At 43.5% G+C, this 12,807-nt stretch carries 13 protein-coding genes and 1 tRNA gene; 8 read left to right on the top strand and 6 right to left on the bottom strand.

Annotated elements, in window-relative coordinates; genetic code table 11:
• The first annotated feature begins 65 nt into the window (after positions 1 to 65).
• Positions 66 to 770: a L,D-transpeptidase family protein gene (locus ACFQZI_RS04270; protein ID WP_377138861.1), complete on the top strand. Its 705-nt coding sequence runs from the start codon at positions 66 to 68 to the stop codon at positions 768 to 770.
• A 1-nt stretch (position 771) separates the two neighbouring features.
• On the opposite strand, the gene ACFQZI_RS04265 is transcribed toward ACFQZI_RS04270, so the two are convergent.
• The 3 genes from ACFQZI_RS04265 to ACFQZI_RS04255 all read right to left on the bottom strand — a co-directional run bounded on the left by ACFQZI_RS04265 (position 772) and on the right by ACFQZI_RS04255 (position 3,615).
• The gene (locus ACFQZI_RS04265) at positions 772 to 1,497 is read right to left on the bottom strand and encodes a DUF3891 family protein (RefSeq protein WP_377138858.1); all 726 of its coding nucleotides are present in this window, start codon (positions 1,495 to 1,497) and stop codon (positions 772 to 774) included.
• Between the two features lie 97 nt (positions 1,498 to 1,594).
• Positions 1,595 to 2,482 carry a flavin reductase family protein gene (locus ACFQZI_RS04260; RefSeq protein ID WP_377138856.1) on the bottom strand — a complete coding sequence of 296 codons (888 nt, stop codon included), beginning with the start codon at positions 2,480 to 2,482 and terminating at the stop codon, positions 1,595 to 1,597.
• Positions 2,483 to 2,619: 137 nt separating this feature from the next.
• Positions 2,620 to 3,615 (bottom strand): fumarylacetoacetate hydrolase family protein, encoded by a 996-nt coding sequence (locus ACFQZI_RS04255; protein ID WP_377138853.1) that lies wholly within the window; start codon positions 3,613 to 3,615, stop codon positions 2,620 to 2,622.
• A 624-nt stretch (positions 3,616 to 4,239) separates the two neighbouring features.
• Between ACFQZI_RS04255 and ACFQZI_RS04250 the strand changes: the two genes are divergently transcribed.
• The 4 genes from ACFQZI_RS04250 to ACFQZI_RS04235 all read left to right on the top strand — a co-directional run bounded on the left by ACFQZI_RS04250 (position 4,240) and on the right by ACFQZI_RS04235 (position 7,798).
• On the top strand, positions 4,240 to 5,397 hold the full coding sequence (locus ACFQZI_RS04250; RefSeq protein ID WP_377138850.1) for a homogentisate 1,2-dioxygenase: 1,158 nt from the start codon (positions 4,240 to 4,242) through the stop codon (positions 5,395 to 5,397).
• Between the two features lie 91 nt (positions 5,398 to 5,488).
• Positions 5,489 to 6,613 carry a 4-hydroxyphenylpyruvate dioxygenase gene (gene hppD, locus ACFQZI_RS04245; RefSeq protein WP_377138847.1) on the top strand — a complete coding sequence of 375 codons (1,125 nt, stop codon included), beginning with the start codon at positions 5,489 to 5,491 and terminating at the stop codon, positions 6,611 to 6,613.
• A gap of 109 nt (positions 6,614 to 6,722) precedes the next feature.
• Positions 6,723 to 7,220: a TspO/MBR family protein gene (locus tag ACFQZI_RS04240; RefSeq protein ID WP_377138844.1), complete on the top strand. Its 498-nt coding sequence runs from the start codon at positions 6,723 to 6,725 to the stop codon at positions 7,218 to 7,220.
• Between the two features lie 41 nt (positions 7,221 to 7,261).
• A complete protein-coding gene (locus ACFQZI_RS04235; RefSeq protein WP_377138841.1) occupies positions 7,262 to 7,798 on the top strand; it encodes a hypothetical protein in 537 nt (178 codons plus the stop codon).
• 84 nt (positions 7,799 to 7,882) lie between these two features.
• Here the strand turns inward: ACFQZI_RS04235 and tamL are convergent, their stop codons facing one another.
• On the bottom strand, positions 7,883 to 10,189 hold the full coding sequence (gene tamL / locus ACFQZI_RS04230; protein ID WP_377138839.1) for a translocation and assembly module lipoprotein TamL: 2,307 nt from the start codon (positions 10,187 to 10,189) through the stop codon (positions 7,883 to 7,885).
• A 14-nt stretch (positions 10,190 to 10,203) separates the two neighbouring features.
• Here tamL and ACFQZI_RS04225 point away from each other — a divergent pair, with 14 nt between their 5' ends.
• The 3 genes from ACFQZI_RS04225 (at position 10,204) to ACFQZI_RS04215 (ending at position 11,308) form a co-directional block, all read left to right on the top strand.
• Positions 10,204 to 10,983, top strand: coding sequence for a TrmH family RNA methyltransferase (locus ACFQZI_RS04225; protein WP_377138836.1), 780 nt, complete (start codon positions 10,204 to 10,206; stop codon positions 10,981 to 10,983).
• Between the two features lie 47 nt (positions 10,984 to 11,030).
• Positions 11,031 to 11,101: transfer RNA gene (locus tag ACFQZI_RS04220), tRNA-Cys, on the top strand.
• A 30-nt stretch (positions 11,102 to 11,131) separates the two neighbouring features.
• Positions 11,132 to 11,308 (top strand): spore protein, encoded by a 177-nt coding sequence (locus tag ACFQZI_RS04215; protein ID WP_377138834.1) that lies wholly within the window; start codon positions 11,132 to 11,134, stop codon positions 11,306 to 11,308.
• A gap of 72 nt (positions 11,309 to 11,380) precedes the next feature.
• On the opposite strand, the gene ACFQZI_RS04210 is transcribed toward ACFQZI_RS04215, so the two are convergent.
• Together ACFQZI_RS04210 and ACFQZI_RS04205 are read right to left on the bottom strand one after the other, a co-directional pair.
• Complete coding sequence (locus ACFQZI_RS04210) at positions 11,381 to 11,731, bottom strand: hypothetical protein (RefSeq protein ID WP_377138831.1); 351 nt, start codon at positions 11,729 to 11,731, stop codon at positions 11,381 to 11,383.
• Entirely contained in the window at positions 11,731 to 12,771 is a 1,041-nt protein-coding gene (locus ACFQZI_RS04205; RefSeq protein ID WP_377138828.1) for a quinone-dependent dihydroorotate dehydrogenase, read from the bottom strand. Before ACFQZI_RS04205 ends, ACFQZI_RS04210 begins: the two co-directional genes overlap by 1 nt.
• Positions 12,772 to 12,807: the final 36 nt, after the last annotated feature.

Raw genomic sequence — 12,807 nt, 5'->3', positions numbered from 1 at the left:
GTGATATTTAATTTTTTTTTCAAACTAAAAATTTAGGTATATTTATCGTGCTATTTGTTAGATAGATGCCTAAACTTCTTTTTATCCTGTTATTGCTGCTATTGCCGGTACTAAAACCTATAGACCTGCCCGATAGTAAACGCGCGAGCGATGCCCGCCTGGCTAACTGGCCCAGTTTGCAAAAAGAACTATCGACACAAAAATTCGATAGCAGGTACCGCATTTACATCCGCATAATTAAACAGCTTAACCTGATGGAAGTGTGGGCCAAAAAAGGTAAGACCTACGAAATTTTTAAGCGTTATAACATTTGCTATTACTCGGGTGGCTTAGGCACTAAGATTAGCGATGGCGACGGCAAAAGCCCCGAAGGCTTTTACACCATTGGCCCTAAGCAATTAAACCCGGTAAGCAGCTATCACCTATCCATTAACATTGGCTACCCAAACAAACTGGAAAGGCTTAAAGGCTATACCGGCGATGCTATTATGATTCACGGCAGCTGCGCATCCATCGGCTGCTACGCCATGACTAACCCCACCATCGAAGAAATATATACGCTTGTATACAAAGCGCTCGAAGCAGGGCAAAATAGTATCAACCTGGATATTTTTCCTTTCCGGATGACAGATGGGCACATGAAAGAGTTTGAAAGATCACCCAATATAGCCTTTTGGAAAACCATGAAGCCCGGTTACGATCTTTTTGAAAAGAACCATATCCCCGCTGTGGCAAACGTAATTGACAAACAATACGCGTTTGGTAAGTAACCTATTTCTCCAATTTCCAAAACTTCTCCACCACCCCGGCTCCCATTAGCTCTTTTTTAAATTGGCCGCCATTTTTAAACTGTAGGGTAGCAAGTGTACGGCTTTCCAAAGTTAGCGTAAAGCTATCATCCTCAAACGGCCAGGGCTTAATGGTAAGTGAGCCGTTGGGGTTACGCATGAGCTTGTATTGCTCGTTATCGGGGCCCTGGCTTACCTCTATGGTGCGGTTCTCGGGCTGTACATAATGTTGTGCAAGCAGTAACGAGAATGCGTCGCACCATTCCAATAATCCGTAAGCACGGTCAATTTCTTTTTGAGTGATGTTAAGTTCACTCATCCATCCCTTTTGCAGTTTCTTTTGGGCATTAAGGAATGCTTTAACCTCAGGATCGGTTTTGCCCTCATCTTTGTGCAGAAAGCATAAATGGATAGATGTGAGCAGAGCGATGTAACGGCTTTTAGATATTGAAAAATGATACAGCCTTTCGCAATGCTCCGGCTCAAACTTTTTCATGCTAAAATCAACCGGGCCGCCCTGAGCGGTTAGCAGATCGTCGGCTTCCAGTTCAATTTGCGCGTCATCGTGGTCGGCAATGGCAATAAGGGTTTCGGTCCAGCGTTCGGGCCGGTCTTTTTTTCGCCATTGCATGGCTATTTGGGCAGCAAGCAGGCCGTGTGCCCGTTGCGTAATAATTTCCCAGCCTTGTTCTGTATAATTAACGATCATTAAAGGATTAATGATCGGGGCGTAAAATTGTTTACACCAATTCCCTAAAGGGACTTCTGATAATCAAAGCCTCACTTCGAGGCAGGACCTAATCGGATTACATCAGCAACACCATCCAGGCTTCATCTACCTTACCTTCATCCAATAACTGTTTAGCTTTTAAATGCAGTTGTAGTTCGCGGGTTTGGCTATCCCCGATGGTAGCATCAAATAACTCTTTTAACTCGGCAGATCGCGTGTAGGCTTCAATCGCCTCATCGGTAGGTAAGGCAACCACATTACCCAGTTGCCCCAGGTTATTGCCTGTAAGCACATTAGAATTGCGAATGGCATACGGAATGGCATCAACCCCGATACCGATTGTAGTAACCGGCTTTGCAACTTTAAACAGGCTATCGGCAGTAACACGGCAATACCAGTCGCCGCCAAGGCGCGCAACATGGTCGGTTTTTAATTGATCTATCGCACCGTCAGCATTTAAAACATCTTCGCTGATATGGATCACCTTCACTTCGGCCACAACAAGGTTACCCGCACCGGGTGTATCGCCCAAACTAATAACTTCTTTTACCACGCATTCCAACTGTATCTTAGATTCGGCCACGCGGGGAGGTTTTACCATAGTTGATGGCAGCTGGGTTAAACCTGCTTTGATAAACTCATTAACCCCGGCAGGATACTCCACACTTGATAACGACACCTGCTGCACCATATCATAATTAACGATGTTAATGACACACTCGGGCACTTCCTTAATATTTTCCAGGGTGTGTTTAGTGGTATTATCCCTCACCCTTCTGCTCGGCGAAAACACACACACCGGCGGGTTAACGCTAAAAAGGTTAAAAAAACTAAACGGGCTGAGGTTTACATTACCACCCCTATCAATGGTAGAAGCCAGGCAAATAGGCCGGGGCGCTACCGCGTGGTTCAGGTAGGTCTGGATTTGTAGGGGGCTGAGGTCGGTTGTTTCGAAGGATAGCATATTATTTAAAATATGTCATTGCGAGGAGCGATAGCGACGCGGCAATCTCGTAGCCAATGCATGGACGTATGGCATACGACGAGATTGCCGCGGCCCGCTTACGCCGGGCCTCGCAATGACATGGTGGTTAAAGGTTCTTATTTTTTTATTGCAAGCAATGAAAAATCATCATCACTCTTTTTAATGATATTTCCCAATACGCCCAATCCGGTTATCTCCATTTCCACCAGGTCGTTAGGTTGCAGCCATTGGGTTTGGTAGTTTGGATCATTAAGCAGGCCTGTACCATTTAGCTCCAGGAAGCAACCTGTACCAACCGTGCCCGAGCCTATCACATCACCGGGTAACACATCGCAACCGTAAGCACAACGCTCTATGATCTCGGCAAAGGTCCAGTCCATATCCGCCATATTGCCGCTGCTTACTTTTTTGCCGTTAACATGGCATTTCATCGCAAGGTTATACGCGGCACCTACGTGGCCTTCCTTCGGGCTGGTTTTGTATTGCTCCAACTCATCGGGCGTAACCAGCCAGGGGCCAATCACGGTAGAAAAATCTTTGCCCTTAGCCGGGCCAAGGTTTAGCAACATCTCCTCCATTTGCAGGGTGCGGGCACTCATATCGTTCATGATCATGTAACCGGCTATATAGCTATCGGCTTCAGCAGCGCGTATGTTACGGCCTTTTTTATTGAGCACAACAGCCACTTCGAGTTCAAAATCGAGCTTTTGGAAATGATCGGGCATGCACTCAATTTCGCCCGGGCCTTGTATGGCGTTATGGTTGGTAAAATAAAATATAGGGTATTGGTCAAACTCGGCGATCATATCTACCTTACGGTTACGGCGGGCTGCTGCCACATGCTGGCGAAATGCATAGCCATCGCGGCACGATGTTGGGTGCGGCACGGGTGCCTGCAATTCGTAAAACAATTCTTCTTTTGCCGCTAATTTACCGCTTTTAATGTCCTCATTAACCCTTTTGGCATGCTCCATTAGCTCATCACCTCCCCATAAAAATTCGTTCATGTTGTCGGGTATCAGTTTATCGCAGGAGTTTAAATTATAGATATGGCCATTAATATAAACGCCCAAATGCTCCCGGTCTTCGGTTTTGTAGGATACTAATTTCATAGATATAATTGGTTTATTGGAAATCAAAAGTAGTAAAATAGTTGATTGATGAACATTTACCCTGATAAGCCATACAGATAAACGTTTGAGCCAGCTGTCTCCCTAACCTGGTCTATGTAGCTGTATAATTAGATCTGATACATGTGGTGACGCTACACTGTCAGTATTTTTAAACAATAAAAACTGATTAACAATAATTTATAAAAAACACACCTGGTTGTGCAAACGTGAACGTGAACATTTTCTGCTTATTATCGACGCGAAATCCTCAAAAATTAAATCTTCAACCAGTCGCCAACAACCCCTTCACATAAAACATTATGCTTGCATATTAAATATTTTCGGCTTAATTTCGTTTAACCAATGATGAGCATACGCAAACAATTCTATTTTTCCCTTGGCCTCACTTCCATGAGCAGGTCGGCCATGTTCAGGGATGCTATGCTTTCCAAGATCGTTTTAGCCCAATTCTAAGTCTTTTGTTAAGGTTTTGTAAAGTTGGACTGTTGTTCCGGCTTTTCGTCGAAAACCACCTCCCCATTCAAATGTTTGATTTTTAATTTGTTAGGATAAGGTCTCCAACTTTAAAACCTTTCAACATTCCAACATTTAAACTAACCAATTATGCCAATTTACCATACATTAGGGAATATCCCGCATAAGCGGCACACCCAATTCCGTAAGCCCGATGGCAGTTTATACGCCGAAGAGCTGGTATCTACCGAAGGCTTTTCGAGCCTTTATTCGCTGGTTTATCACGCTTACCCGCCCACTATTGTAAAAGAGCTGGGCGAGCCGTATTCTGTTGAGCCAAAAATTGCCCGAGAAAAGCACCTTAAACATACCAGCCTCATCGGTTTTAATATACAACCCGAAGACGATTATCTGAAAAGTCGTAAACCGATTCTGGTGAATGCCGACCTCCATATCTCGCTGGCCGCCCCGCGCAAAAGCATGACCGACTACTTTTATAAGAACAGCCAGGCCGACGAGGTAATATTTATCCACGTAGGCTCGGGCACTTTAAAAACAGGTTTCGGTAAGATAAAATTCGAATACGGCGATTACCTGGTGATACCCCGCGGCACTATTTACCAGCTGGAGTTTAATGACGAGAACAACCGGCTGTTCATTGTTGAAAGCTTTAGCCCGATACGTTCGCCAAAACGTTACCGCAACGCTTACGGCCAGTTAATGGAACACTCGCCCTATTGCGAGCGCGACATTAAACGCCCTACCGACCTGGAAACCATTGACCAGAAAGGCGATTTTAAGATCCTCATAAAAAAACAGGGGCTTATCTATCCGTACACCTACGGCACCCACCCTTTTGATTTTGTGGGTTGGGATGGCTTCCATTACCCCTGGGCTTTTTCCATTCACGACTTTGAACCCATAACCGGCCGCGTGCACCAACCGCCACCGGTACACCAAACCTTCGAAGGCCATAACTTTGTGATCTGCTCGTTTGTGCCACGTAAGTTTGACTACCATCCGTTATCCATACCGGCCCCTTACAACCACAGCAACGTGGACAGCGACGAGGTGTTGTACTACGTAGACGGTGACTTTATGAGCCGTAAAAGCGTAGTAAAAGGGCAAATAACCTTACATCCGGGGGGCATACCGCATGGCCCTGCGCCGGGCTCGGTAGAAAAATCTATAGGCAAAGAATTTACCGATGAGCTTGCCGTAATGATAGACCCTTTCCGCCCGCTAATGCTGACAGAATATGCCGTAAATATCGAGGACGAAAATTATTATAAAAGCTGGGTTATTTGAAAAATCAAGACAGCAAAACACAAGAATCAAGACATAAGATTGGGAGTCTAAATCACTAATTCACTCAATCAATAAATCACTAATTAGATAAATGGAAACATTAAGATTAGATACAAAACCACAAACAACAGATTTTTTACCGCTTAACGGTACAGATTATGTTGAATTTTATGTGGGCAATGCCAAACAGGCCGCTCATTATTATAAAACCGCTTTTGGCTACCAGGATCTGGCCTATGCCGGCCCGGAAACAGGTGTACGCGACCGAGCATCGTATGTTTTGCAGCAAGGTAAGATCCGTTTGGTGCTGACGACGCCGCTGCATTCCGACCATCCTATTGCCGAACATATTAAAAAGCACGGTGATGGGGTAAAGGTGTTAGCCCTGTGGGTTGACGATGCTTACGATGCCTTTGAACAAACTACCAAACGTGGCGCCGAGCCGTACCAACAACCCCAAACCATTACGGATGAGCATGGCGAAGTCCGCACCAGCGGTATTAAACTTTACGGCGAAACCGTTCACTTATTTATAGAACGTAAAAACTACAACGGCCCGTTCCTGCCGGGTTACAAGGCCATGCAAACTACATACCAGCCACCTGTTGCAGGTTTGCTTTATGTAGACCATTGTGTAGGTAACGTTGGCTGGCATAAAATGAACCACTGGGTTAATTTTTATGAAGACATTATGGGTTTCCGTAACATTTTAACCTTTGATGACAAGATGATCTCTACAGAGTACTCGGCCCTGATGAGTAAGGTAATGAGCAACGGGAATGGTTACGTAAAGTTCCCTATAAACGAGCCTGCTGAGGGTAAAAAGAAAAGTCAGATCGAGGAATACCTGGAATTTTATGAAGGCGAAGGTGTACAGCATTTGGCTTTAGCCACTGCCGATATTGTTAAAACCGTTACCGACCTGCAAAACCGCGGCGTTGAGTTTTTAACCGTACCTACCACCTATTACGACGAACTAACCGATCGTGTTGGTAAAATAGATGAAGACCTTGAACCCCTTAAAAAATTAGGCATTTTGGTTGACCGTGATGATGAGGGCTACCTGCTACAGATCTTCACTAAGCCTGTTGAAGACAGGCCTACCCTGTTCTTTGAGATCATCCAGCGTAAGGGTGCTAAATCATTTGGTGCAGGTAATTTTAAAGCACTATTTGAAGCCATAGAGCGTGAGCAGGAAATAAGAGGAAACCTGTAGTTAGATTTAGATAGTACCAGGCAAAACCGGGTGAACTCACCCGGCTTTGCTATTTAGTTTATGTATAACTTAGTAGATGCTTCAGGAATAAATACCTTAGCAATTTCCTATGAAAACCGAATCAACACAACGCCCGTTGCGCCCCTTAGCGCTTGTTATAAGTTTGCTTATTACATTATCTATCGGCGTGGTAGCCTCATTGTTTACACGCCCCGAGATAAAGGATTGGTACACTACGCTTTATAAGCCATCGTTCACACCACCCAACTGGCTTTTCCCGGTAGCGTGGACCACTCTTTATATCCTTATTGCTATTGCTGCCTACATGGTTTGGCAACTTCGGGATGGATCACGCACCTATAAAACCGCGGCAATGATCTATATAATTCAGCTGGCGTTGAATTTTTCATGGTCTATTGTGTTTTTTGGGATGCACCAAATACTTGGCGGGTTGGTTATTATTGTATCGTTATTAATTGTGATTGTGCTTAATATATCGTGGTTTGGCAGGTTTAGCCGAACGGCTGCATGGTTGCTTGTGCCTTACCTGCTTTGGGTTAGTTATGCCACTTTGCTAAACATTGGCATTTGTGTACTTAACAAATAATAAAAACGCTATTTTTATTGCACGTTTACGGTGCATCTAAAATGAAAAAAGCATTCCTTACCTGTATTTTTATTATTACCGCCCTTGCCTGTTTTGCGGATACAGTATCTATCAACCACTTTGTAATTAAAGAAAACCCCTTTGCTAAAGATGAGATCGCCATTGTCGCGGTTGACACGGCAGGCACTATACAGGAAAAAGTAAATGGCCTGTTCACGTTTAGCGTAAACGGATTTACCGAACAATTAACCTTTGACAAAGGCACGGCATTTTACAGGCATAAAATGGAAAAATCGATGTTTGTATTTGCACGCCACGAGAACGACAATGGCACACATTCTATGTTGTACTACGTTTACCGGCACGATAGTAAGCTGAGCCCTGTTAAAATAAGCTGGGTATTACTTATCTGTATCCCTTTGGGGCTGGTGCTGTTAGGTTACCTTTTTAAACGCTTTATCATCATAGCGGTTATCATCTTCCTAATATTCCTATATTTTAATCACAGTAATGGGTTGAGCATACCTACATTCTTCCAAAGTATCATTGATGGATTAAAGGGGTTGTTTGCCAGTTGAGATTAGAGATTAGAGATTAGAGATTAGAGAGAATGCTTTATTGATTTGTTTGTTTTAGAAATCACTAATTCAATAATTCGCTAATTAAAACGGTAGCCCGATACCAAAGTTAAGCTGCATAAAGCCATAGTTTTCGCCGTTGGTTTGGCGGTATCTTTCCGTAAACTGGCCTCCGCCAATCAGCTCGTTAAAGTGCTTAACAAACACCCATTGATCTGAACCTGTAAACTGAGGATCTTTAAACTTAAAGGCTGCATCCAAACGGAAGATAAAGAAGGCCAGATCGAAACGTAAACCTGTACCTATACCAATTGCTGTAGAGTTCCAAAGGTTATTAAATCTAAACTCACCGTTCGGGTTCTCTATTTGCTTACGCAGGCGCCAAACGTTACCCGCATCTACAAAAAACGCCCCCTTTAGCTTAGTACCAAAAAAGTTATCGGCAAGTTTATAACGGTATTCGGCGTTAGCTACTATTTTTATCTCGCCAAACTGGTCCAGGTATTTTAGGCGGGCGCGTGCGGTATCTGCGGCACCACCTATGCCATAGCTGGCGCGGTTAAACTGACCCGGCCCAAGCGTGCGCGGCAACCACGCGCGGATGTCGTTGGCACCACCGGTGTAAAAGTTTTTTTCAAATATCAATTGCTTGCTGTTGCCGTAAGGAATACCTATGCCGGGATTGATACGGAAAATAAATTGTTTTTCGCCACCTAAACTGCGATACCAGCGGTAATCAAGCTCTGTTTTAACATACTGGGAAAAGGCGTAACCAAATATGGTGCGCTGACCAAGTGTATCACGGGGGGCGTTTACCAGCTTGCTTAATAAGCTTAAAGTATTACCGCCAATATCTAACCCGCCACGGAAATAAATAAAGTTTTTGTAAGAGTTTAGCTCCTGCGCGTTATACTGGAAAGTATATTGGCTGCTTGATGTAAACGTTGTACGGCCTATGAGATATACATATGAGTAACGGTTTTGCCTTAATAACTCCGCTTTAGCGATAGGATCTATGCTGCCGCTTGAAAACTCGATACTAATTGGTGTAACCGAATGCTGCTTGCGGGCTGTCTCAAAAAAATCGTACGTGATGGAGTTAATAAAGCTTCTTCGCTCTACCAGTCCCTTTTGATAGAACAGTTGGAAGTTGGTAGATAACGTAGTGTGGGGCACACCAAATTTTGCCAGATTAGGAAACTGGAACGGCAGCAACAGCCTTGGGTAAATCACACTTATCCCGGTCCTGAAATCCTGGTTCTGGATACCTTGCTTTACAGATGAATTACCATTATCAAACAAAATACTCCAGTTTAATTTCACCTGTAAAATAGCGGCCTGTTTAAATATATTACGGTTGGTAAAGGTATTACCGAGGTTGTATCCAAAACGCCCCTGGTTAAACAAAAATTCGGCCTCTACACGGTCGGTCATACGCTTAAGGGGCACTATATCAATTTTAGAATTTAACCGGTTGGTGCTATCCGGTAGTTTTTCATAAGTTGGGTTAGGTACATTACGAAACACATTTAACTCCGATAAGCGTGTGGTGGTTAACGTTTGCTTATCAAGGTTATATATTTCCCCTTTCTTCTGAAACGTATAATCAATAACCGTACGTGGTTTAAACCTGCCCGAGTAATCAACAAACCTAAATTGCGAATCAACTTGTATGGTATCGGCTTTACCTATGGTGCGACCATTGCTGCGTGCAATAGTTATCAGCGTATTATTAATGGTATAAACAGGGTGCGCTTTTTTATCGGCAGGGTTGTCGATGGTCATCACCAGATCCACCACGCTCTTGTTAAAGCTGGAATCGGGCAGGAAGGTGATGTATTGGCGGTAAAAATCATAATAACCGTTACGTTTCATCACCTGGAAAAACTGGTCGCGGTCATAGGCTAGGCTATCGGTGTCGAAACGGCTCCCTTGGTTTACATGGGAGTAAAGTTTACGCGTATCGCGGTACAGTTGCCTTACCTTGGGGTCGTAAATGCTATCCCTGAAATTACGGATCTTAAACAGCGGGCCTTGGTTAGCTGTAAAAAACAACTTGGCCTTTTTCTTTTTGACAACAATAGAATCAGACACTTTGGCTTTTAAAAAACCCTTATTAACCAGATATTTTTGGATTTGCAGTCGCGAAAATTCAACCAAATTACTATCCAGCAATGCGGGCGCCTCACCTATTTTGCGTTTGCCTTTATTGCTAAACAGATAGTAAAACTGCAGGTTAAGCCAGTTGTTAGGCTGTTGCTCTTTATCAACATAATTAATGGCCTCTTCAGCAAACTCCTTGTCAATACCTTTTATGGTAACTTTGCGCACAATGGCCTCATTATCCTTAATACCGCGCGTAACACTACAGCCGGCACTAATAATAACCATCAAAATACTTAATATTGCAAGACGGATACGGCCCGGTATATGATATGCTTTCAAAATCACAAATAAGTTTACTAACGTCCTTACAACATAAAAAGTTTCGCAGGGAACATGGTTTATTTATGGTTGAGGGATCTAAATCGATAACAGAGTTTATTGATTCCGATTATCAGGTCCACACCATATATCATACGCCTGGTACAGCCCCAAAATTGCTTAAATTATCCCAAAAAATAAATTTTCAGGAGATTTCTTTAAACGACCTCCAAAAAATAAGCGCCTTAAAAAATCCTGCAGATGCAATTGCTACCGTTAATATACCTCAATGGGCTGGTTTAAACCACACAACGCTAAAGGATAAATTTAGTTTGGTGTTAGATGGCGTGCAGGACCCGGGTAATATGGGTACCATCATCCGCACGGCCGACTGGTTTGGAATTAACAATATCATTTGCTCTGAAGACACGGTTGACGCGTATAACCCTAAAGTTATACAGGCTACTATGGGCTCTCTGGCCCGTGTAAATATCACTTATACCAATTTAGCAGGCCTGATTTCGGCCGCTAAGCTGCCCGTTTTCGGAACTTTATTAAATGGCGATAATATTTATTCCACAAATTTTGGCACCGAAGGCTTACTGATAATGGGGAATGAGGGCAATGGCATACGCCCTGATATACAGCCGTTAATCACAAAAGCTATCACTATTCCGCGCATTGGACAAGCCGAATCATTGAACGTTGCCATAGCTACAGCCATATGCTGTTCACAACTTGCTGCAAAATCGTTCAAATAAAAATTGATTGACAACAAATAATTACTATTTTTGCAATCCTTAAAATTGGTCGGGTGGCCGAGTGGCTAGGCAGAGGTCTGCAAAACCTCGTACAGCGGTTCGAATCCGCTCCCGACCTCAAGGTTAAAAACATTTAAAATAAAAAGTCATGGGCGTTACTCGTTTAAAAAGAAAAGATAGAAGGAACAAAACTACTTCACGTTTAGAAGTTCAGTTTTTGAAATTAGCTACCAACATTGAGTTGGGCGACCGTTCTGCACAGAAAAAAGGCAACCAGATTGATAAAAACAACGAGGTTTTAGCTAAAGCTGCTGCAAACAACTAATCCTTCTTTTTTAAGGAAATTAAAAAGGCGTACCGTTTAACGATACGCCTTTTTTCTGTTAGTATGAATTGCTTATAGCAACTTCCCTACCGGGAAATTTTCTTTATTATAGATCTCTTTCCAGTAATCGCGCACGGTTTTAAGCGTTGGCACGTTGTGCGACTCGGCTACTATCTCGGCAAAATCAGCTTTTACCTGGCCTTTTGTAAGTCTGCCTAATATGGCGTCATTGTATGATGCTACGATCAGCTCAAACACGTGGAACTTTGTTTCATCATCCAGATCGGTACTTTTATAATAATTGATAAACTCGGCCACACGGGTCGGGTCGGAATTTACAATACCCCAATCCTGCATGTCGCTTGGGTCAAATTCAATCTTTAAGGCCTTACAAACCTTTTTTAACGATTCTTCTACACTCATTATTTTCTATTCAATATTTCTTTGTTTATTCTCCCTATCAATGCCGGGCCTTCATAAATAAACCCTGTATATAATTGTACTAAAGACGCGCCTGCGGCTATTTTATCCATAGCATCCTCGGCAGAGTGGATACCCCCTACCCCAATGATTGGGAACGAACCTTTTGACACCTTGTATAAGTACCTGATAACCTCAGTAGACCGTTTGGTTAAAGGTATACCACTTAAGCCTCCCGTTTCGCTCTTATGTTTGGATGTTAAACCCTCGCGGCTTATAGTAGTATTAGTAGCTATAATTCCCGCGATGCCGGTTTGTTTTACAATATCGGCAATATCATCCAATTGCTCGTTGGTGAGGTCGGGCGCTATTTTTAATAATATGGGTCTGCTGATGCCATCCTTATGATTGCGTTGCTGCAGGGTATTTAAAATATGCATCAGCGGTTCCTTTTCCTGCAATGCACGCAGACCGGGTGTATTCGGCGAACTTACATTCACCACAAAATAATCAACCACGTCAAAAAGCCTGTCGAAACATTTGATGTAGTCGCTTACGGCATCTTCATTTGGTGTTATCTTATTTTTACCGATGTTACCGCCTATTATTATTGCCTGTTGGCCCGGTTTAAGACTTTTGCGGTAAGCGGCAATGCGCTCGGCAGCTACATCTACACCATGGTTGTTAAAGCCCATGCGGTTTATCAGCGCCTCATCCTCGGGCAGGCGAAACATTCTTGGTTTATCATTACCCGGTTGTGGCAGCGGCGTAACGGTACCAACCTCAACAAACCCAAAACCCAGGTTACCCATTTCGCTAATGAGTTCGGCATTTTTATCAAAACCGGCGGCAAGGCCTACCGGGTTTTTAAATTTAAGGCCAAAAACCTCGCGTTCCAATCGCTTATCTTCTACTCCCCAAAGGGCTTTGCTTAATGTCGCCCCGCCCGGGAAACGGTTAAACCGCCTGAGGTTGCGCGTAACAAAATAATGCACGTTCTCCGGGTCGAACTGAAACAACAGGGGCTTAAGCAATTGATACATGCCGCGAATTTAGGGAATTTGATTATTAGGTTAAAG

Origin of the sequence: Mucilaginibacter lutimaris, from assembly GCF_042676625.1 — a bacterium.
GTDB lineage: Bacteria > Bacteroidota > Bacteroidia > Sphingobacteriales > Sphingobacteriaceae > Mucilaginibacter > Mucilaginibacter lutimaris.
This window is presented reverse-complemented; position numbering and strand designations above follow the sequence as displayed.